The sequence below is a fragment of the Bacteroides sp. AF25-5LB genome, assembly GCF_003602965.1.
GTDB lineage: Bacteria > Bacteroidota > Bacteroidia > Bacteroidales > Bacteroidaceae > Bacteroides > Bacteroides uniformis.
Genome location: NZ_QTMC01000005.1, coordinates 139,403 through 161,686, shown reverse-complemented (window position 1 = coordinate 161,686; position 22,284 = coordinate 139,403). Strand labels below are relative to the sequence as shown.

Sequence of the window (22,284 nt, the reverse complement as noted above, 5' to 3'; positions counted from 1 at the left end):
CTAAAAAAAACAGTACGCTGGGTACTCGGTATTGTATTGGGATTGTACATTGGTACCATATTGTTGCTGAACATTCCATCTGTTCAGCGACAAATGTCTGTATTTGTTGCCAATGAACTGGCTTCCATACTGGACAGCAAGATTTCCATCGGGCGAATAAACATAGGATTGTTGAACCGCATCATCATCGACGACCTGCTCCTGGACGACCAATCCGGCAAGGAAATGCTGAAAGTGACCCGTCTTTCTGCCAAATTCGATATTCTCCCCCTATTCAGCGGCAAAATATCCATTAGTAACATACAATTGTTCGGCTTTAACATCAATCTAAGCAAGCAGACTCCCAAGGATAAACCTAATTTTCAGTTTGTACTCGACGCATTCGCATCCAAAGATACAGTTCAAAAGAAAAACAACCTGGATCTCCGTATCAATTCCTTACTGATACGCCGCGGAAAGGTTTCGTATGATGTGCTGTCCGAGAAAGAGACTCCGGGAAAATTCAATCCACAGCATCTCCGTTTACGTAACATTATTGCAAACATCTCCCTAAAAGCATTACAAAATGATTCTATCAATGCCGCCATCAAGCGTCTGAGCATCGAAGAAGAACATTCCGGATTTGAATTGAAGAAACTAAGTCTAAAGGTTATCGGCAATGACCAACGGATGAAAATCGAAAATTTCGCTATCGACCTCCCCAACACCTCTTTGGCAATGGATACTATACACATGGATTATGACAGTCTGGGGGTGTTTGACAATCTTGCCCAAGATGTCCGTTTCTCATTCCATTTGCTGCCCTCTCAAATCGCCTTGCAGGATTTATCGGCTTTTGTTCCGGCTTTTGGTTCTTTCAAGGAAAAATTGCAAGTAGAGGTACAGACGGACGGCACCATCAATCAACTGAATTGCCCGCACCTTTCCGTCTCTGTCGGAAATCATTTTTATCTGAGGGGAGACGTATCTCTACAAGACCTTTCCCATCCGGAAAATGCTTATGTATTCGGTAATTTGTCCAATTTGTACGCAGACCCGGAAGGAATTGCCTTCTTTGTCCGGAATTTCAGCAAGAACTACAATGGAGTACCTCCCGTCCTGCAACACTTAGGAACGGTTTCCTTCCGTGGAGAAGTCTCGGGCTACTTCACAGACCTCGTAACTTACGGACAAGTACGCACTGACATCGGAACCATCCAAACTGACGTAAAACTAAGTTCTAACAAAGATAAAGGTTATTTTGCCTATTCCGGTGCAGTGAAAACCAAAGAGTTTGAGCTGGGCAAGATGCTGGGCAACAAGAAACTGGGTAAAGTAACTTTCAATCTAGATGTCAACAGCAACCATTACGAAAACCAATACCCGTCCGTACTGCTGAAAGGGCTGGTTGCCTCCATTGATTACAGCGACTACAATTACGAAAATATCACCCTAGATGGAGAATACAAGCAGGGAGGCTTCACGGGAAAAGTCGCCTTGGATGACACCAATGGTTCTGTTATTTTGAACGGCACCATCAATACCGCCAGTCGGGTACCGACTTTCAACTTTCAGGCAAGCATCGACAAATTTCGTCCTCATGCCCTACATCTTACACCCAACTATGAAGATACGGAAATATCAGTCAAAGTCAAGGCAGACTTCACCGGCGGTTCCATTGACGAGATGAACGGTGAAATCAACGTTGACAGCTTACTATTCGCAGCTCCGGAAACACAATACTTCCTGGACAATCTGAAGATATCTGCCATAAGAGAAAGCGAAGGCCAGAAACGGCTGACCATCCAATCCAACTTTCTCCAAGGTAGCATAGAAGGTGACTACTCTTATCGTACCCTGCCTGCCAGTGTACTGAATATCATGCGACGTTATATCCCCGCCTTGATTCTGCCAGACAAGAAACCCATAGAGACAGAGAACAATTTCCATTTTGACATGCACATTTACAATACGGAACTGTTCTCCACCGTCTTTCAGATTCCGGTAAAAGTATATACCCATTCCACCATTAAGGGATACTTCAATGACAAGGCACAGCGGCTCCGCGTAGAAGGCTATTTTCCCCGTCTCCGTTATGGAAACAAATTCATCGAATCCGGAATGTTCCTTTGCGAGAATCCCGGTGACCAGTTCCATACACGCCTACGCTTCAGCAACCGCAAATCAAACGGCGCTGTCAATATAGCTTTAGAAGCGCAAGCCCGGAACAATAACATACAGACCACGCTGAATTGGGGTAACAGTAGCACTGTAACCTACAGCGGGAAACTCGCCGCCGTCGCCCACTTCATCCGTGAACAGAACGAAGCGAATGAAAGCAAGAGGAAACTTCCCCCCTTAAAAACCGTCATTGATGTCCAGCCCACCAACGTGATACTGAACGATACGCTGTGGGATATACATCCTTCCCAAGTAGTACTCGACTCCGGCAAAGTGTATGTCAATGATTTCTACTTCAGCCATAAAGACCGGCACTTGCGTATCAATGGTATCGTTTCACCACAACCCGAAGATACAGTACGTCTGGATTTGAAGGAAATCAACATCGGTTATGTGTTCGACATTGCAGACCTCGGAGTCAATTTCAAAGGAGAAGCTACCGGTCCGGCTTTCGCCAGCGGAGTATTGGAAAACCCCGTCATGAGCACCGACTTGTTTATCCGCAACCTCGGATTGAACGAAGGCTTGCTGGGTGATGCCAACATACACGGAGAATGGCACCACGACGTGAAGGGCATCTATCTGGATGCCCATATCCGGGAGAAAGATATTGCCAAAAGCCATGTGTATGGCTATATCTATCCTTTGAAGCCCACTAGTTCATTGGATCTCCAAATTGAAGCGGACGGTACCAACTTGAAGTTTATACATCATTATATGAGTAGCATCACGCCCGAATTCAACGGACGTGCTACCGGCCATGTACATTTCTATGGCAAATTCAAGGCTCTCACCATGGAAGGGCGTGTATTCGGCGATGCTTCTATGAAGGTAGACGTGCTCAACACCACTTTCTCCGTCAAAGACAGCATCTACATCGAGCCCGGCGGGTTGACCTTCCGCAACAACCGCATTTTCGACACGCAAGGGCATCAAGGAAGTATGAGCGGCTATCTGCACTATCAGCATTTTAAGAACCTGGAGTACCGTTTCAATTTCAATGTCAACGACATGCTGGTGATGAATACCAAAGAATCACCGGACTATCCCTTCTACGGCACCGTCTACGGTACGGGAAATGCCACTATTGCCGGTAATGCCCAAGATGGCGTTAACATTGATGTTGCAATGACTACCAATCGCAACACTACCTTTACCTATATAAAAGATAACGTATCTACAGCAGTCAGCAACCAGTTCATCAAATTTGTGGACAAGACACCACGCCGTGCCGTACAAGACTCTATCCGCCTTTCCGACTACGAAATTGCCCAAAAGGAAATCGAGGAAGAAAGAGAGAGCGACACTGATATCCGGCTGAATCTCTTGATAGACGCCACTCCCGACGCTACCATGAAGATTATCATGGACCCTATCGCTGGCGACTATATCAGTGGACGGGGAACTGGAAATATCCGTACTGAGTTCTTCAATAAAGGAGATGTAAAGATGTTTGGCAGTTACCGGATAAGCCAGGGAGTCTATAAATTCAGTCTGCAAGAGGTTATCCGAAAGGACTTTATTATCAGGGATGGAAGTTCCATTACATTCAACGGCTCGCCACTGGATGCCACTCTGGACATAAAAGCAGGTTATACGGTCAACTCAGCATCCTTAAATGACCTAATGCCCAACGAGGCAACCTCCGGCTACATCAGCCAGACAAATGTAAAAGTGAACTGTATGATGGACCTTACCGGACAATTGACCTCACCTGATGTAAAATTCGACATCGAACTGCCCAACGAACGCGATGAAGTGCAGGCCATTGTCCGTAACTATATTCCTACCGACGAGCAAATGAACATGCAGATACTCTATCTGTTGGCTATCGGCAAGTTCTATACCCCGGAAAACTTAGGAGCCACCCAGAATTCGAATATGATGTCCAGTGTTGTTTCATCCACCCTTTCCGGACAGTTGAATAACGCTTTATCGAACATTCTCGATGTCAATAACTGGAACTTCGGCACCAATTTCAGTACCGGTGAAAGAGGCTGGACAGACATGGAGTTCGAGACTATGCTTTCAGGACAATTATTGAATAACCGACTACTTATCAATGGTAATTTGGGTTATCGTGATAATCCGATGGCAAATACCAATTTTGTGGGAGACTTTGAAGCGGAATGGCTCGTCAACCGTTCCGGAGACATCCGCCTGAAAGCGTACAACGAAACGAACGACCGCTACTACACCCGGACAAATCTGACAACACAAGGTATTGGCATTATCTTCAAAAAGGATTTCAACAAATGGAGTGAGCTCCTTTTCTGGAACAGATGGAAACTCAAGCGGCTGAGAAAGGAACAAGAAATAAAGCAAGATACCCTATCCACTGATAAAATAAACACAGAACAGCAGATGCCCGAGGCACAATCAAAACGGAAAAGGGAGCAAAAGTAAGATTGACGTTCTTACTGTCCACATTGAAGGTTTTAGAATAAGCAAATAGGCCCGAATACAGCATTTTAAATGGCTACACCCTTTGTACCTAAAGGTGTAGCCATCACTCTACGATAGTATAGGCATTCAAGGCAAAGGGTGTAGCCATAAAAATACATCAGAAAGGCAATGGCCCGTCCGACCCCACACCTCCAAACGGGTTGTCCGTCTGTGGCGGAAAATCAGCAGCCGATGGAGGTGGCGGTGTTGCCGTACTTCCGATAGGCGCATTCATACGTGAACCAAATGTAGCTCCTCCACCCTCCGTCGGAGGTGGAATAACCATATCATCCTCGGGATTCTGGAAACGGGTGTACTGTCCGATAAACCTCAGACGCACATCCCCCACGGCACCGTTACGGTGCTTTGCTATGATGATTTCCGCCATACCGCGCAAGTCACTGCCATCGGCAGAAGTATAAATCTTGTAATATTCGGGACGGTGGATGAAGCAAACCATATCGGCATCCTGCTCGATGGCACCGGATTCACGAAGGTCACTCAACTGGGGACGCTTGCCTTCCTCGCCTTCACGGTTCTCCACACCACGGTTCAACTGCGACAGAGCGATGATAGGAATGTTCAGCTCCTTGGCCAAACCTTTCAATGAGCGCGAAATGGTACTAACTTCTTCCTGACGGCTACCGAAAGACATTCCGCTTGCATTCATCAGCTGAAGGTAGTCGATGATGATAATCTTTACTCCGTGCTCACGTACCAAACGCCGTGCCTTCGTACGGAGTTCGAATACCGACAAAGAAGGCGTATCGTCCACATAAAGCGGAGCATCCAGCAAGTCACGCAGTTTGTAATCCAACTGCTGCCATTCATAGTCCGCCAACTGACCACTCTTGATTTTCTCACTCGGAATCTCGCACACGTTGGATATCAAACGGTTCACCAGCTGCACGTTACTCATTTCAAGCGAGAACAGCGCTACGGGATTGCGGAAATTCACGGCAATGTTTTTCGCCATGGAAAGTACGAACGCCGTTTTACCCATGGCAGGACGGGCTGCAATAATGATGAGGTCGGACTTCTGCCATCCGGAAGTCATCTTGTCCAGCTTGGTATACCCACTTTCCAAGCCACTCAAACCATCGGTACGGGCAGCAGCTTTCTGAATCAAATCATAGGCTTCGGCAATGACAGGATTAATTTGTGTATAATCCTTCTTCATGTTCTGCTGGGAAATCTCGAACAGTTTTCCTTCGGCCTCCTGCATCAAATCGTCCACGTCCAGCGTCTCGTCGAAAGCCTTGCTCTGGATATTACTGGTAAAAGTAATCAATTCACGTGCCAAAGCTTTCTGCGCAATGATACGTGCATGATATTCGATGTGTGCAGAAGATGCCACCTTACTGCTAAGTTGGGTAATATAGAACGGGCCGCCCACTTCCTCCAATTCTCCCCGCTTTGAAAGCTGCTCCTTCACGGTGAGGATATCGACCGGCTTCTGATTCACGGCCAAATCGGTAATAGCGGAATATATCAGCTGATGTCTATGCTCATAGAATGACTCCGGACGAAGAATTTCACTTACCAGCGAATAAGCGTCCTTCTCAATCATCAAGGCTCCCAAGACTGCTTCTTCCAGCTCCGGCGCTTGCGGCTGGATACGTCCGTAGTCTGTTACGGGCTGTGGTGCCTTTCCTTTCGGAGTACGGGATGTTCTTCTTTGTTCTGCCACTTTAAGAATTAATAATTGAAAATTAAAAATTAAATGAACTTCCCTTTTAGAAAGGGGAAGCAAAGATAATGCAAACCGAATACATAACTTTCATGCTTGCATGAAAAAGTTATGTTGAGGTGCAGCCTATCTTCGCTCGTATGGCAAAGATAAGCGAATTTATTTATAAGCGGTAAATAAATCATTGCTAAGTTTTCAATCTACTATGAACAGAAATCACTAACTTTGTCTTCGGAAGCTGCACTTCATAGCTTCCCCTTTTAATTTTAAATTATTAATTATTAATTCTTAATTTTCAACGCCATGCTGACTTTTCCAAATGCCAAAATAAACCTGGGACTGAATATCACAGAGAAGCGTCCGGACGGATACCATAATCTGGAAACCATTTTCTATCCGGTTCCCATAGAAGATGCTTTGGAAATAAATATCTTGAACGAAGGAAACCGAAAGTTCCGTCTGCATCAGGCAGGTCTGGAAATTGAGGGAGAAGCAGAGAGCAACCTGGTAGTGAAAGCCTACAAGTTGCTGGACGACCAATTCAACCTTCCTCCGGTAGACATCCATCTCTTCAAGCATATTCCCTCGGGAGCCGGACTGGGTGGCGGTTCGGCCGATGCAGCCTTCATGCTGAAGCTTCTGAATAATAAGTTTGAACTCGGACTGCCGGATGACACTCTGGAAGAGTATGCCGCCAAGCTGGGTGCCGATTGTGCCTTCTTCATCAGAAACCGTCCGACTTACGCAGAAGGTATCGGAAACATATTTTCTCCCCTTCCCCTCTCACTGAAAGGATATCGGATATGGTTGGTGAAGCCGGACATTTTCGTCTCTACACGGGATGCCTTTGCAAAAATAAAACCGCATCATCCGGAAATGTCTCTGAAAGAAATTGCCCAACTTCCCGTTGAAGAATGGAACGGACGAATGGTCAATGACTTTGAAGAAAGCGTATTCCCCCAATTTCCCACTATCGGAGAAATCAAGGAAGAGATGTATCGGCAAGGAGCTGTATATGCCTCCATGAGTGGTTCGGGGTCATCTGTTTACGGATTATTCAAGGAAGATGCCGTATTGCCGGAAGTGGATTTCGGAGAAAAAGCTTTTGTATACAAAGGCCGGTTCACTGATGTTTAAAAATGCATCAACCAATATACTGATTTCCGGAAACAAAAACACAACAAGGTTGTTCTTACAGAAAACTCAAAACAACCTTGATTATGAAAAAGTTCAAATTCGGTATTCTGGCAGGACTACTTGTCTTGCTGTCAGTGTCCGCTTTTGCGGAAGGACGTCTTCCCGTAAATATACAAACAGCTTTTCAAAAGCTCTATCCTCAAGCAACGGATGTGGAATGGGAGCAAATGGCCGGTTGCTACGTGGCAGAATTTATTGCAGATAGTCAGGAAGTTGATGTCTGGTTCAATAAACAAGCGGAGTGGGTCATGACTGAAACGGATGTAGAGTCACTGGAAAAAGTGCCGACTCCCGTGGCAGAAGCATTCATGAGCAGTACAATGGCCGGCATGAAGTTAAGGGACGTAAGAATCATCACCTTTCCCAAACATCCCACAGTGATTATAATTGAGGTGGAACAATACAATTCCGATGAAGAATTCCAACTGTTCTATGCTCCGGATGGAAAACTATTACAAAGCCTCGATGTAACAGAACTTGGAGGAGAGATCTATCCCGGACTCTTTTTCAATGATTAATACTGACGATTGGTGATTTGTCGATGGTATCCATTCATCAACAAATCACCAATCATTCATCACCAATCATTAATATACCTCTACCCTATCAGCAATACGCTTCGCTTTGTCGCGCAACGTGTCAAGATCACTGTCAAGAGGTGCATAACACAGCACTACACCCATACGGCGGTTTACGCGGGTAGTAGGCTTGCCAAAAATACGCAGATAAGTATCCTCTTCTTTTGTAACCTCTTCCATGCCACGATAATTGGGACGTTCCTGACTGGCTATCGGAGAGAGGATGACAGCACTGGCTCCTATACGCTCCTGCTTGATGCCAGGGATAGGCAGACCAAGCACCGCACGACAGTGCAATTCAAACTCATTCAGATTCTGGGTTCCGGCCAGGGTTACCATACCCGTATCGTGCGGACGTGGAGAAAGTTCGGAGAAATAGACACCGTTCTCATGGCTGAGAAAGAATTCCACTCCCCACAATCCGGCACCGGTCAAGGCACGGGTCACTTTCTCTGCCATATCCTGCGCCTCCCTTAGATGGGCAGGGTCAATATGGGCAGGCTGGAAGCTTTCACGATAGTCCCCACCCTTCTGCACATGGCCGATAGGCGGGCAGAACAAGGTCGGGCCATTCTTCTGCGTTACGGTGAGCAATGTTATCTCACTGTCGAACTTGATGAATTCCTCAATGATAAGTTCTTTTATGTCTCCACGGCTACCATTACAGCCATATTCCCAAGCATGCTCCAATTCGTCGGCACTCTTTACGAGAGACTGGCCTTTGCCGGAAGAGGACATCAGCGGTTTCACCACGCATGGGAAACCTATCTTTTCAGCTGCAATTTTCAGTTCATCCAGAGATTTGGCATAAAAATATTTAGCTGTTTTCAGTCCCAACTCTTTAGCTGCAAGGTCGCGTATAGCCTTACGGTTCATAGTAAAGTTCACAGCGCGTGCACTGGGCACCACTTGAATGCCTTCTTTCTCGAAATCGTACAGACGTTCCGTACGGATAGCCTCGATTTCCGGAACAATGATATCCGGCTGGTGTTTGCGTACCACGCGTTCCAAAGCATCTCCATCAAGCATGCTGAATACTTCACATTCATCTGCCACTTGCATGGCAGGCGCTCCGGCATACGAATCGCAGGCGATAATATACTGACCTTTGCGTTGGGCGGAAATTACAAACTCCTTGCCCAGTTCACCAGAACCCAACAATAAAATCTTTTTCATCCTATCTATTTATTTACTATTTGACAATTTTCAATTTACTATTCAACACTATACAATCAGACGATTTACTATTCACCATCCGCTACCCGATTACAGCACAGCCAATAGTAAATAGTAAATCGTCTAATAGTAAATTCCTTTATTGGTGCTGTTCTCTCAACAAATCATTCACCGTCTTTACCGGATTGAATGTAGTCAGAGGCACTTCTACAAATACAGTATTCCAATCACTCATGGCGCCGTTCCACAAACCGGGAAGTTCAAGCGCCTTCAGGTCCTTGCCGTTCTTGGACTTATAGGAGATGAACCCCGTGGCTTTATCCACATACTTCACAAGATTGAACTTATGTCCTTTATAGTCACGTACAGCGCAAACCAAATCCACCGGATTGAAATGGGTACCCTTTTCAAACATTTCCTTCTTTTCCGGATCGTCCATATCAATCTGCGAACTTTCCAGAATCTGCAGAGAGATAGTGCCGTCACTGTTGTATGCCAAGAACGGACCTCCACCTGGTTCGCCTACGTTCTTCACCATACCGCAGACGCGCATCGGACGGTTCAGTTTTTCTTTCAGGTATATCACCAGTTCGGCATCTTCCAGATTCTTCGTCTCCGGGTTCTTGCAATAGAGTTGCTTCTGCAGGAATTGCAGGATTTCAAGAATTTGTTCGTGTGTATATTTCCCGCTTTCAAGCAACTGCAAATAGGCAAATACCTTCTGCTGCAAAGCTACCAGTACACCGGCAATCAGCTTTTTATATAATACGGTGTCACCCTTCAGTTTGTCGGGTACCACATTGTCGATATTCTTTATGAAGATAATATCCGCATCAAGGTCGTTCAAGTTTTCAATTAATGCACCATGACCGCCCGGACGGAACAAAAGTTTGCCATTGTCACGGAACGGTTTGTTTTCCATATCGGCAGCAATGGTATCAGTACTCGGTTTCTGTTCCGAAAAGGTGATGTTATAATCCACCCCGTACTTCTTAGCATAAGCGGCAGCCTTTTCGTCCACCAAAGCCTTGAATAAGGCACGGTGTTCGGGCGAAACCGTGAAATGTACATTCACTTTACCATTTTTATTGACAGCATACAAGGCCCCTTCTACCAAATGTTCTTCCAACGGCGTACGGCTACCGTCTTCATACTTATGGAACTTCAGCAGTCCTTTGGGCAGCGCACCATAATTCAGTCCGGCCCCTTCGAGCAAGGCTGCAACAACCGCCTTGTAGTTTCCGGCAGCAAGCAGAGCCGATATATCCTTTCCGGCAGTTCTCCGGCAAGCGATATTCAGGTCGTCATAGAAGGCAAACTTCTCTATCTTCTCAAAGAAAGTCTTTTCAAAGCCTGTCTGGGGGGCATCATAATCTGCTCCAAGAAACTCAAACAAGTTTTTGAACATACGGCTAGCAGCACCCGAAGCCGGTACAAACTTCACTACCACCTTATCGGTCTGTGTATATGCCTCCCAAGCGTCCAGGTATTTCTTCTGTTCATCCGTATCCGGAGCCAATATCCCCTTCTCTACAGAAGCAGCGGCAGACAGTTTCAAGTATGGAAAACCCTTTTCAAAACAAGCCAACTGTTCGGCTATTTGTTCTTCGGAGATGCCTTTATTTTCGAGCAACTCTTTGTCTTGCGGTGTTATCATAATATCTTGTTTTATTAATTCATGCCCAAAAATACAAAAAAAGCAGAACTGCCGTCAAGAAAATGAAGAAAAAACTTACCTTTGAAGCATAAAATACGGACGATTATGGAAACTGATGAATTTTTCACTACTAAAGAGAAAGATTTACTCTTCTCGCTCTACCGCAAACTGTTGCAACTTTCCGGAGAAACCCTCCAGAAGGGGGACTGCAAAAAGCTGAAAACACATCTTGTCAACACTATACAGAACAACCGTATCCAGCGTGATATATTCGGTTTGAATCCCGTCATCAAAGATATGCAAACGGCTGTCATCGTAGCGGAAGAAATTGGCATGAAGCGCGCCTCCATTCTGGGACTCATGCTGCACGACTCCGTGCGCTGCGGTACTTGCACCGCCCAAGAAGTAGAGCAAATTTATGGCGAGGACGTGGCAGGCATCATCCGGGGATTGATACGTGTAAACGAACTTTATTCCAAAAGCCCTACCATCGAGTCCGAGAATTTCCGCAACTTGTTGCTGACTTTCGCCGAGGACATGCGTGTCATTCTCATTATGATTGCCGACCGCGTAAACATCATGCGGCAGATAAAAGATTGCAAGAACGATGAAGCCCGCCGGCAGGTAGCCAACGAAGCGGCCTATCTCTATGCGCCCCTTGCCCATAAGCTGGGTCTGTATAAATTGAAGTCGGAACTGGAAGACCTCTCATTGAAATACACAGAAAAGGACGTTTACTACCATATCAAGGAAAAACTGAATGAGACCAAGGCATCGCGTGACAAGTACATTGCCGCCTTCATTGCACCGGTACAGAAGAAGCTCGAAGAAGCCGGACTGAAGTTCCATATCAAAGGACGCACCAAGTCCATCCACTCCATCTACCAGAAAATGAAGAAGCAGAAATGCCCCTTCGAAGGCGTGTATGACCTGTTTGCCATCCGCATCATTCTGGACTCTTGCCTGGACAAGGAGAAACTGGAATGTTGGCAGGCCTACTCCATCGTAACAGATATGTACCAGCCTAACCCGAAACGGCTACGCGACTGGCTGTCCGTACCTAAAAGCAACGGATATGAGTCACTGCACATCACCGTGATGGGTCCCGAAGGCAAATGGGTGGAAGTACAAATACGTACCGAACGCATGGATGATATTGCCGAACGAGGCCTGGCCGCCCATTGGCGATACAAAGGAGTGAAAGGTGAATCTGGTCTTGACGAATGGCTGACTTCCGTACGCGAAGCCTTAGAGAGCTCGGACAGCAACGGACTGGAAACGATGGACCAGTTCAAACTGGATTTGTACGAAGACGAGGTATTTGTATTTACCCCGAAAGGCGATTTGTTCAAACTTGCTAAAGGCTCCACTGTGCTCGATTTTGCTTTTCATATTCACAGCAAACTAGGTTGCAAATGCATCGGTGCCAAAGTGAACGGCAAAAATGTACAGTTGAAGCAAATGCTGCATAGCGGTGACCAAGTAGAGATAATGACATCGAATACGCAGACACCCAAGCAGGACTGGCTGAACATCGTAACCACCTCTAAGGCGCGTACCAAAATACGCCAGGCGTTGAAGGAAATGGCTGCACGCCAGCACGCCTTCGCCAAGGAAACCCTGGAACGCAAGTTCAAGAACCGGAAAATAGAGTATGATGAAGGAACCATGATGCGCCTCATCAAGCGCCTCGGCTTCAAGGTAGTGACAGACTTCTACCAGGCTATTGCCGATGAAGTGCTGGATGTCAACGAGATTATAGACAAATATCTTGAACAGCAAAAACGGGAAAACGACACACGTGACGATATTGTCTACCGCAGTGCTGAAGGCTATAACCTTCAACAAGGCATACCGGAAGAGATAGGTACTAAAGAAGATGTACTGGTCATTGACCAAAATCTGAAAGGATTAGATTTCAAGTTGGCACGCTGCTGCAATCCCATCTATGGAGATGATGTATTCGGCTTTGTCAGTGTAACGGGAGGTATCAAGATACACCGTTGCGATTGTCCCAATGCCAGTGATTTGCACTCACGTTTCGGCTACCGTATCGTGAAAGCACGCTGGGCCGGAAAGTCACAAGGTACACAGTACCCCATCACCCTGCGCGTAGTGGGACACGATGACATCGGCATCGTGACCAACATCACTTCCATCATTTCCAAAGAAACGGGTATTACCTTGAGAAGCATCGGTATTGACTCGCATGACGGGCTGTTTTCCGGAACGCTGACCATCATGGTAAGCGACACGGGACATTTGGAAGCACTTGTCAAAAAACTAAGGACGGTAAAGGGAGTGAAACAAGTTTCAAGGAATTAAATGACAACTATAATCCATGAAGTACGACTTTAAAAAGCAGTTGCGCAGTTTCGGATATGCCTGGAAAGGTATCCGGTGCTGCATAGGAAAAGAACAGAACCTGAGCTTCCATCTGATTGCCACGGTGGTTACGGTGATTGCCGGATTCTTATTGGAGATTACCCGGATCGATTGGATGATTGTTATTCTTTGCATCGGAGTGGTGATAGCAGCTGAACTGTTCAATAGCGCCATTGAAAAGCTGGTCGACCTGGTTTCTCCGGAACGACATCCCATTGCAGGGCAAGTAAAAGACATAGCCGCCGGAGCAGTATTGGTATGTGCTGCAACGGCGGCCATTATAGGATTGATTGTATTTATCCCTTACCTCACCCGCTTCTTCTTATAATAAGGATAGGTCAGCAGCACAAAGAAAAATACGGCAAGCATAGCAGCAACAGATGCCACATGGTATATCTGTACTCTGTCCATCAGGTGGCAAGCCACAGCCATGCCCACCAGCAGCCCTGCTTCCATAAACAAATGGCAAGTGGTGTTTGCCGTTCCACGCTGGCAGTGGTGCGACAATTTGACAAACATCTTCATGAACGGGACTGTAATGAACACCAGTACAGCCAATGCCGCCAATGACCAATAATCGCCCACAAACATCAGCGGTAGCAATGCTCCCGGTACAAAAGCAATCAGCAGCATATTGATGGCAGGTACCCATGCACGCGGCAATAAGAAACGGTCCATATTGCACAGCGACACGCCTATCGGAGCACGGAAAGCCACATATACCCTCGATGCGAAAAATATGCTGGCCAGTCCGACCGCTACGGACAGATAGGTCACCATACGGAAACCATACATCTTATACATTCCAATGCCCAACATAACACCCACCAGCATGCCCAAGCATGCAGCCCATGCATATACCATGTTTCCTGCACTGCGGCGTGTGGAAGTCGTTATGTCGATGGCCACCGTAATGCCCGCTGTGGTTGCCAGCCCGAAACATACTCCCTGCACAGCGGCAAGCAGCAGAAATTTCGTATAACCATCCACAAAGGCATATCCCAGAACAGCCGCCAGCATAATGAGTGTGGAGTAAAGGAGCACGTGCTTCCTTTTATATTCATCGACCAGATAGGCATGAAAAGGACCGACAGCAAACATGGCCACCGCAAAAACCAGAAACATGCTGCCCGCCTGTCCGACGGAAACACCCAACTGCTCTCCCATCACAAAAGGGAGCAAAGGAAAAAGCATATAGACGGATATGTACAGCAACAGATTTGCCGTACACATCCGCCAAAAATTGAGTGTCATAAGTTTGTTAGTACTGTTCTTTCTCATTCGGGAAATCTAAGTTCTTCACATCAGATACATAACGGCTGATGGCATCCGTCATCACTGTATGCAGGTCAGCATAGCGACGCAAGAAACGAGGACGGAAACCGTTATTCATACCCAGCATATCCTGAACCACCAACACCTGGCCGTCCACATCGCCACCGGCACCGATGCCGATAACGGGTATAGTCAACTCACTGGCCACTCGGGCAGCCAATGCGGCGGGAATCTTCTCCAATACCAGTCCGAAGCATCCGGCTTCTTCCAACAAATGCGCATCGCGTACCAGTTTCTCGGCTTCAGCATCATCCTTGGCACGGACAGTATATGTTCCATACTTATTGATGGATTGGGGCATCAGTCCGAGATGTCCCATGATAGGAATACCGGCGCTAAGGATACGTTTCACCGTACCGATGATTTCCTCGCCTCCCTCCAGTTTGAGGGCGTCGGCATGGCTTTCTTTCATAATACGGATAGCGGAAGCCAATCCCTCCAGTTCGTTGCCCTGATAAGAGCCGAAAGGCATGTCGACGATGACCATAGCACGCTTCACACCGCGAACCACGGATTTGCCATGATAAATCATCTGGTCGAGCGTGATGGGAAGCGTGGTGACATTGCCTGCCATTACATTGGAAGCGGAATCTCCCACCAGAATCACGTCTACACCGGCACCGTCTACAATCTGCGCCATAGTATAGTCATAAGATGTCAACATTGATATCTTTTCGCCTCTTTGCTTCATTTCAACAAGGCGATGTGTAGTCACTTTACGAGTGTCGTCTGAAATATAACCCATGATAATATTTACAATTTGGCAATTTACAATTACTCAATTTAATTTTCGGCGCAAAGGTAATCCTTTTTCTGATTACTTGTACAATTGAGTTAATTTATCGTAAGTGAATCCCTGAAAGTCATCCAATACATAATGACACAACGGAGCTATGTCTTCACGGGAATTGGTGGTTGCCAACCCTATAACGGTAGCTCCTGAAGCCATGCCGGCTTTCAGCCCGTTGAAAGAATCCTCGAATACATATGTGGTGTCGGGAGTTGTGCCGAAAACCTCCATACCCAACAGAAAACAATCCGGTGCAGGCTTGGAAGCCGTAAACATCTCGGCCGTAAGGATACGGTCGAAAAGAGTCTTTATTTCGGGATGAACCCGATAGACAGCTGCCATCTTCGCTTCGTTGGAGCTGGTCACTACGGCAGTCTTCACCCCATTCCGGTGTAGGTCGGCAATGAAGTCAAGCACTCCGGGAATAAAGTCGAATGACATTTCCTGTTCAAAGCGGTTCAGCCGTTCGGTAATTTCGGCCTGTTCCTTCACCATGCCCGGAAAAAAGGTGTCATAAATATAGACCAGCGTCTGGCCCTTCACTTTACCTTCAATATCATCCATACCCAAATACTGCTTTCCCATTTCATGCCAGAAGTGACTGTACTGTGTCTCCGTGTCTACCACCACGCCGTCGAAATCAAAAAGTACGGCGGTTGCTTTTGTTGTGTCCATAAACTTTCTTTTACCTAAATCTGTTAATACCAAAACACTATAGTGCACAAAGGTGAGAATAATCTGCGAACCAAACAAATATTTCTTATCTTTGCACTCCTTAATTGACTCATATCAAATGAACAACCCGCATATATTAGGAACCGAGCGCATTGGCAAACTGCTTGTGCAGTATTCCATTCCGGCCATTATAGGCATGACGATTACTTCGTTGTACAACATCATCGACAGCATTTTCATTGGCCATGGCGTAGGTCCCATGGGCATTGCCGGACTTGCCATCACCTTCCCTCTGATGAATCTGGTCGTAGCTTTCTGTACGATGGTATCGGCAGGCGGCTCTACCATTTCATCCATCCGGCTGGGACAGAAAGACCTGGACGGAGCTACCGAAGTCCTGGGAAACACACTGATGTTCTGCCTGGTCAATGCATTCATATTCGGCGGCATCTCATTCATATTCCTGGATGATATTCTGCGCTTCTTCGGTGCCAGCAATGATACGTTGCCATATGCCCGCGACTTCATGCAGGTGATATTACTGGGTACCCCCGTCACTTATACCATGATTGGCCTGAACAATATCATGCGTGCCACGGGATATCCCAAGAAAGCGATGCTTACGTCTATGGTAACGGTAGTCTGTAACATAATCCTCGCTCCCATTTTCATCTTCCAATTTGACTGGGGAATACGGGGAGCTGCAACGGCAACGGTCATCTCGCAGTTCATCGGCATGGTGTGGGTAGTAAGCCATTTCCTGCAAAAGACAAGTGTGGTACGTCTGCAACGGGGGTTCTGGAAGATGAAAAAACGCATCATCAGCAGTATATTATCCATCGGTATGTCACCGTTCCTAATGAATGTTACGGCATGTGTCATTGTGATTATCGTAAACAACAGCCTCCAACAGTACGGAGGCGATATGGCCATCGGGGCATATGGCATTATCAACCGGCTGCTGGTACTCTATGTAATGATTGTATTGGGGTTGACGATGGGAATGCAACCGATTGTAGGCTATAACTTCGGTGCGCAAAAACACGACCGTGTGAAGGCTACCCTGCGTCTGACCATCATTGCCGGAGTATGTATCACCAGTACAGGTTTCCTTATCTGCGAATTGTTCCCCCATGCCATATCTGCCATCTTTACCAGTGATGAAGAGTTGATAGATATTGCTTCCAGAGGCGTGCGCATTGCCGTAGCCATATTCCCGCTGGTAGGCGCACAGATTGTCATCGGCAATTTCTTCCAAAGCATCGGGAAAGCGAAAATCAGTATCTTCTTATCGCTGACACGCCAATTACTGTATCTGTTGCCGGGACTACTGATATTCCCGCATTACTTTGGGCTGGACGGCATCTGGATATGTATGCCGGTATCGGACTTCTTTGCTTTTGTAACGGCTGTTATAGCTTTATGGATATATAATACCCGATTATCTGTCAAGAGTAGATTTACGAAAGATTAACGGTGGATCCCGGAAAACACATCATCCATACACCCCAAACGCATGATGTGTTTACCTTGAGCAGGCCATCCAAGTGGGAAAATATCTTATTCACTCTTGATGCTCTTTACCGGATTTTCGTTGGCAACATGCCATGATTTCATCACTACACATCCCACGATAAATGCAAGCAACAAAAAGCCGATACTGATATATCCGACGATAGGCAGTAGTACCACATCACTAAACTGACTGATCCAGATTTGCCCTACCTCATAAGCTCCAAGTGTTCCAAGCACTACAGACGGTATGGCAATCCAAAGCACATCACGCGACAGCAATCGCAATATACCGGATGTTTCCGCTCCATTCACCTTACGAATGGCAATCTCTTTGGAACGTAAACGTATTTCATCATCCACATATCCCACCAGCCCCATTAAAATGATAAAAAGAATGGTGAAAGATGCCCATAAAGTGACATCGCGGAAGACACGTACAGATTCGGCATAATTGCCCAACATTTGCTCCATAGAACGGAACACAAGGTCATCTTGTGGATATAGACGGCTCATTTCCTCATTCAGTCGGCGCAGGTTGTCATCAAACGGTTCTTTAAGACGGGCTTCCAGACAAAATGCGGTACCTTCAAACCATTCTATCATAACGGCTTCACTGTCGTTGGTACAGCCGACAAATGCAAAACTATCCAACAAACCTACCACCGTACCATAATCATTCACCTGCTTGCCAATGGGGCTGTCCGTCCAATGCATTTTCTCACAGAACGTGCTGTTGACCAGCAGTTGGTGTTTCCCTGTGAGGTTATGTCCCTCTTTCAATTTCAAACCGATAAAAGGCAAGTAGTCACTATCGAACCACGAATTACGCGGATAGAACATCTCGTTGCCTTGAGCGTCAAGTATCGGGCGATTGGCTCCAAAGCCCGTTATAGAGCGTTCGGCCGAGGCAACCGCCTCTACATAGGGCAAGTTACGAAGTTGTGTACGTAACAGATCTGCATTCACTTTTCTCTGGAAGATAGACACTACACGTTCCGGTCGCCAACCACGGTCGCGCCCTACCATATAGCGGTATTGCAAGAACACCATCAGCATCATACCTATAATGAATGCTGCACCCATAAACTGTACGAAGAGCAATACCCGCTTCCATCCCCTGCGGCCGGAAGTGTAACGCCTGAATACTTGCGTCACGGGAATACGGGCAAAGAGCATGGCAGGTAAGCATCCTCCAAAAACAAACAAGACCGCCACTACCGCCAAAGGCGCATATAAATGCTGCCAATCGAACAATACGGCAAGAGGGACTGCCGCCAACTCCTCCATCCGCTCATGGAAGACATAAACCAATATTCCGACTACCAACAATGCCGCACTTATTACTATCGCCGTTTCCACCAGAAACATACAGAAGATACTGCCACCTGATGCACCACTACATTTATGTACGCCTATCGCTTTGGCACGTTGTGTCAACGAAGAAATGGAAATCAATACATAATTCAACGTCGTGGTGAAAAGTAACACAGTACCCAAGAAAAACATAATCCAAACCATTTTGCGGACTTGCGCTTCACCCAGATGCACACTGCGGATAGGTACAATATGGACCGACAGTTCCAGCCCGCTATCCGATGGCAAGTGCCGTGCGACAGCCGCTGATATCCGTTCGTTCAACCAATCGGCATCTTGCGGACTGCGTAACCGAACGAAACCGTCATAATTCCCACCACTCTGCCATCCCATTCCCCACTGCGTGTACTTCTCTATATTCGAGAAAGACACAACTGCTTCGGGACGCTTATACAAAGAAGTATTCAAAGGAACATCCCGAAAAATACCTTTAACAAGCAAAGTAGCTTCATGCCCCCAGAAATCGTATGACACAGTCTTACCTATGGGATTTTCATCACCAAATACCTGCCGTACTGCCGTTTCTGAAAGGAAAACTACATCTGGATTCGCTAAATCCTGCGGATTTCCTTTTACTACATCCAAACCGAGAACAGAAAAATAGAGCGTATCAGCAATCACTGTCTTCAATTCCAACGGACGGTTACCCAACTTATAATCGTCATCGAATAGTGAACAACTGACCGTAGCCCCTTGCACCTTATCTGAAAATTCTTCAGCTATAATGCCAGGAATCGGAATAATGGTGTAGAAACTCTCTCCTCCTTCCAATACACCATTCTTCATCCAACCCGTCTTCACAATATAAAGGTTATCCGGATCATGATAAAAGCTATCAAAATTCAACTCGAATGCAATCCGCGCAAATAGGAATACGGACATCAACAGTCCCAATGCTAACGATACGATTTTAATGGCATTGGTCCCCCGTCTATGCAATAAACTTTGCAATGTATAATAAATGTGACTACTCATCATAATTTCCTGAAGTTATTCTTTATTCACTCTTGATACTGTCTACCGGATTCTCATTGGCAATCCGCCATGCCTTGAATACTACACAACCGATGATGAGCAATAGTACAATGCATGCAATAAGCAAGAATCCGCAGATACCAAAATCCACTCCCTCCACAAACTGCTCTATCCAGACACCGCCTATATACCAGGCTCCCAGCCCTCCAAGAAAAACGGCCGGCAAGGATATCCAGAATATATCCTTCGAGAAAAGCCGGAGAATGGATGACGCTTCCGCACCATTCACTTTACGGATGGCAATTTCCTTGCTGCGGCGTTGTATCTCGTCATTGATGTAGCCAATCAACCCCATTAACGTAACAAAAAGGATGGTTATGGCAGCCAGTAAAGCTGCATTACGGAAATCCGTGACGGTACTGTTCTGGTCGTCAATGACCTTTTGGAACGAGGAAAATACAATGTCACGGGTGGGAAACAGCTTTTCCATGTCTTCATTCAAACGCTTGAGGTTATCGTCAAAAGGCTCTTTCAGACGTAATTGGATGTTTCCGGAAAATCGGTCAAGATAAGTTGCATACATAGGTTGCACCGCCACATAAGCGGCATTGGATGTGGCAAAGTCTTTCAGTACACCTACAATATTGCCCGCTATGCGATCGCCGTTGCGCACTTGCCTGCCTATCGGTTTATCTTCCCAATGCATCATTTTCAAAAATGTTTCATTGACCAATATCTGCCCAGGAGCATCCATATTCTTGCCTTCCGCAAATTCCAACTTCATAAACGGGGCATAGTCCTTGCCAAATTCCACCCAACGTATGCTCATCCACTGCCCGTTATCAGTCGTAACCCCTTCTCCGCTCAATCCGTCTGTAAGAAGATTACTGCTACAAGCTCCATCTTCCACATAAGGCAAAGAAAGCATCACACTACGATTGGCATCGCTTTCCGCATCCGAGTCAAAGGATACGCCCGAAGCATAAGCCACCCGGTGGTAATCGAATCCACGTTCTTTATTGGTGATGTAATGGCTCTGCATAAGCACCAGCCCCAACAAGCCGAAAATAAAGGAGGTACCGGCAAACTGCACAAACAAGAGCGGACGTTTCCAGCCTTTCTTGCCTTCGGTGTACCGGCGGAAAACCTGCGTCACCGGAATGCGGGCAAAAAGCTGCCCGGGCAACATGCCGCCTATCATAAACAAAATGACTATCACTGAAAGCGGTGCCCAAATGTTTTCCCAAGAGAAAAGACCGGCAAGACTAACGTCGAGCATGTCCTCCAACGGCTCACGGAAATTAAATAGAAGCAGCGCTACAAGCAGCAAGGAAAAAAGCATGATGACTCCGGTCTCCCATAAGAACATACCGAAAATAGTTCCCGTATTTGCCCCACTACATTTATGTACGCCTATAGCTTTGGCACGACGGTTCATGGCTGAGATGGAAATAAGCACATAATTCATCGCCACAATAAAAAGTATGGCGGTTCCCAGCGTCAACAGAATCCATACCATACGCATGGTACTGATACCAAATTCCATACGGTAGTCCTTTATCGGAACCAGACTGATAAACACATCATCGCTCTTGCGCACCTGCTCGGCAAGTTTCTCTATTCGGGTGTTCACATCGTCCAGTTGCACCCCCGGGCGCAGACGGACAAAGGACATATAGCTGTCTCCACCTCCCCATCCCCAGTATCCCCAATGATGCTTGAAGGAGGTAGCCAAAGACATCACGACACCACTTCCATAGAAACTGGAGTTTTCGGGAAAATCCTCAAAAATGCCCTTCACGGTCATTGGCATCTGTTTGTTATAGACCACCGTCTGCCCGATGGGATTCTTATCGGCAAACATGCTGCCGGCCAGCTCCCTGCTGATGAAGACCACCTCCGGATTATTCAGCTCGCGAGGGTCTCCACTGACAACATCAATGCCCATAGTGGCAAAGAAACAAGAATCGGCCGTCATGGCATTGGTCTGGAAACGGCGTTCATTGGCAAACCAAGCCGAATTGCTCCACCATTGCTGGGTGACGGTAACACTCTCCACCTCGTCAGGCAGGTTTTCGGCAATGGTACCAGCCACCGGTCCAAGAGTTATATGCGAAGGATGATACTCGTTGTTGTAATACCATACTGTTTTGACAAGACACAAACGTTCATGGTCCTTGTAGCAGGTATCATAATTGAGCTCGAATGCCTGACGGGAAAAAATGAGGATACTGACTGCCAACCCCAGTCCCAAGGAAATAATCTTGATGAGGTTGGAGCCTTTTCCTCGTATCAGTGTCTGAAGAGTGTAATATAGTTGTCTCATGGAAGT

14 protein-coding genes are annotated in these 22,284 nt (G+C 46.5%); 6 read left to right on the top strand and 8 right to left on the bottom strand.

What is annotated here, in order from left to right; all coding sequences use genetic code 11:
* Positions 1 to 93: 93 nt before the first annotated feature.
* Positions 94 to 4,566: a translocation/assembly module TamB domain-containing protein gene (locus tag DWY57_RS07815; RefSeq protein WP_119961592.1), complete on the top strand. Its 4,473-nt coding sequence runs from the start codon at positions 94 to 96 to the stop codon at positions 4,564 to 4,566.
* Between the two features lie 157 nt (positions 4,567 to 4,723).
* Here DWY57_RS07815 and dnaB read toward each other — a convergent pair whose 3' ends face one another.
* Positions 4,724 to 6,295, bottom strand: coding sequence for a replicative DNA helicase (gene dnaB / locus DWY57_RS07810; RefSeq protein WP_008664493.1), 1,572 nt, complete (start codon positions 6,293 to 6,295; stop codon positions 4,724 to 4,726).
* 303 nt (positions 6,296 to 6,598) lie between these two features.
* On the opposite strand from dnaB, the gene ispE reads away from it, so the two are divergent.
* Complete coding sequence (gene ispE, locus DWY57_RS07805; RefSeq protein ID WP_117688994.1) at positions 6,599 to 7,432, top strand: 4-(cytidine 5'-diphospho)-2-C-methyl-D-erythritol kinase; 834 nt, start codon at positions 6,599 to 6,601, stop codon at positions 7,430 to 7,432.
* Positions 7,433 to 7,515: 83 nt separating this feature from the next.
* Positions 7,516 to 8,010, top strand: coding sequence for a PepSY-like domain-containing protein (locus DWY57_RS07800; RefSeq protein WP_119961542.1), 495 nt, complete (start codon positions 7,516 to 7,518; stop codon positions 8,008 to 8,010).
* 69 nt (positions 8,011 to 8,079) lie between these two features.
* Here DWY57_RS07800 and purT read toward each other — a convergent pair whose 3' ends face one another.
* Together purT and DWY57_RS07790 are read right to left on the bottom strand one after the other, a co-directional pair.
* Complete coding sequence (purT, locus tag DWY57_RS07795) at positions 8,080 to 9,246, bottom strand: formate-dependent phosphoribosylglycinamide formyltransferase (RefSeq protein WP_057089426.1); 1,167 nt, start codon at positions 9,244 to 9,246, stop codon at positions 8,080 to 8,082.
* Between the two features lie 139 nt (positions 9,247 to 9,385).
* The gene (locus tag DWY57_RS07790; protein WP_117600875.1) at positions 9,386 to 10,903 is read right to left on the bottom strand and encodes a DUF4301 family protein; all 1,518 of its coding nucleotides are present in this window, start codon (positions 10,901 to 10,903) and stop codon (positions 9,386 to 9,388) included.
* 105 nt (positions 10,904 to 11,008) lie between these two features.
* On the opposite strand from DWY57_RS07790, the gene DWY57_RS07785 reads away from it, so the two are divergent.
* Positions 11,009 to 13,228: a RelA/SpoT family protein gene (locus DWY57_RS07785; protein WP_119961541.1), complete on the top strand. Its 2,220-nt coding sequence runs from the start codon at positions 11,009 to 11,011 to the stop codon at positions 13,226 to 13,228.
* 16 nt (positions 13,229 to 13,244) lie between these two features.
* A complete protein-coding gene (locus tag DWY57_RS07780) occupies positions 13,245 to 13,616 on the top strand; it encodes a diacylglycerol kinase family protein (protein WP_117600877.1) in 372 nt (123 codons plus the stop codon).
* On the opposite strand, the gene DWY57_RS07775 is transcribed toward DWY57_RS07780, so the two are convergent.
* The 3 genes from DWY57_RS07775 to DWY57_RS07765 form a co-directional block, all read right to left on the bottom strand.
* Positions 13,592 to 14,569: an MFS transporter gene (locus DWY57_RS07775; protein ID WP_117600878.1), complete on the bottom strand. Its 978-nt coding sequence runs from the start codon at positions 14,567 to 14,569 to the stop codon at positions 13,592 to 13,594. The genes DWY57_RS07780 and DWY57_RS07775 overlap by 25 nt on opposite strands.
* Entirely contained in the window at positions 14,550 to 15,371 is an 822-nt protein-coding gene (panB, locus tag DWY57_RS07770; RefSeq protein ID WP_025832138.1) for a 3-methyl-2-oxobutanoate hydroxymethyltransferase, read from the bottom strand. The genes DWY57_RS07775 and panB overlap by 20 nt, the downstream gene beginning before the upstream one ends.
* Positions 15,372 to 15,440: 69 nt before the next feature.
* A complete protein-coding gene (locus DWY57_RS07765; protein ID WP_117600879.1) occupies positions 15,441 to 16,088 on the bottom strand; it encodes an HAD family hydrolase in 648 nt (215 codons plus the stop codon).
* A 118-nt stretch (positions 16,089 to 16,206) separates the two neighbouring features.
* Here DWY57_RS07765 and DWY57_RS07760 point away from each other — a divergent pair, with 118 nt between their 5' ends.
* Positions 16,207 to 17,562, top strand: a complete 1,356-nt coding sequence (locus tag DWY57_RS07760) for an MATE family efflux transporter (protein ID WP_117600880.1) — start codon at positions 16,207 to 16,209, stop codon at positions 17,560 to 17,562.
* A gap of 86 nt (positions 17,563 to 17,648) precedes the next feature.
* Here the strand turns inward: DWY57_RS07760 and DWY57_RS07755 are convergent, their stop codons facing one another.
* Complete coding sequence (locus DWY57_RS07755; RefSeq protein WP_119961591.1) at positions 17,649 to 19,952, bottom strand: FtsX-like permease family protein; 2,304 nt, start codon at positions 19,950 to 19,952, stop codon at positions 17,649 to 17,651.
* A gap of 22 nt (positions 19,953 to 19,974) precedes the next feature.
* Positions 19,975 to 22,278: an ABC transporter permease gene (locus tag DWY57_RS07750; RefSeq protein ID WP_119961540.1), complete on the bottom strand. Its 2,304-nt coding sequence runs from the start codon at positions 22,276 to 22,278 to the stop codon at positions 19,975 to 19,977.
* Positions 22,279 to 22,284: the final 6 nt, after the last annotated feature.

Bases quoted from the DNA above. Each gene is read 5' to 3' on its own strand.
- DWY57_RS07815 (WP_119961592.1), top strand. From the start codon at position 94: ATGTCTGTATTTGTTGCCAATGAACTGGCTTCCATACTGGACAGCAAG.
- ispE (WP_117688994.1), top strand. From the start codon at position 6,599: ATGCTGACTTTTCCAAATGCCAAAATAAACCTGGGACTGAATATCACA.
- DWY57_RS07800 (WP_119961542.1), top strand. From the start codon at position 7,516: ATGAAAAAGTTCAAATTCGGTATTCTGGCAGGACTACTTGTCTTGCTG.
- purT (WP_057089426.1), bottom strand. From the start codon at position 9,246: ATGAAAAAGATTTTATTGTTGGGTTCTGGTGAACTGGGCAAGGAGTTT.
- DWY57_RS07790 (WP_117600875.1), bottom strand. From the start codon at position 10,903: ATGATAACACCGCAAGACAAAGAGTTGCTCGAAAATAAAGGCATCTCC.
- DWY57_RS07785 (WP_119961541.1), top strand. From the start codon at position 11,009: ATGGAAACTGATGAATTTTTCACTACTAAAGAGAAAGATTTACTCTTC.
- DWY57_RS07780 (WP_117600877.1), top strand. From the start codon at position 13,245: ATGAAGTACGACTTTAAAAAGCAGTTGCGCAGTTTCGGATATGCCTGG.
- DWY57_RS07775 (WP_117600878.1), bottom strand. From the start codon at position 14,569: ATGAGAAAGAACAGTACTAACAAACTTATGACACTCAATTTTTGGCGG.
- DWY57_RS07765 (WP_117600879.1), bottom strand. From the start codon at position 16,088: ATGGACACAACAAAAGCAACCGCCGTACTTTTTGATTTCGACGGCGTG.
- DWY57_RS07760 (WP_117600880.1), top strand. From the start codon at position 16,207: ATGAACAACCCGCATATATTAGGAACCGAGCGCATTGGCAAACTGCTT.
- DWY57_RS07755 (WP_119961591.1), bottom strand. From the start codon at position 19,952: ATGAGTAGTCACATTTATTATACATTGCAAAGTTTATTGCATAGACGG.
- DWY57_RS07750 (WP_119961540.1), bottom strand. From the start codon at position 22,278: ATGAGACAACTATATTACACTCTTCAGACACTGATACGAGGAAAAGGC.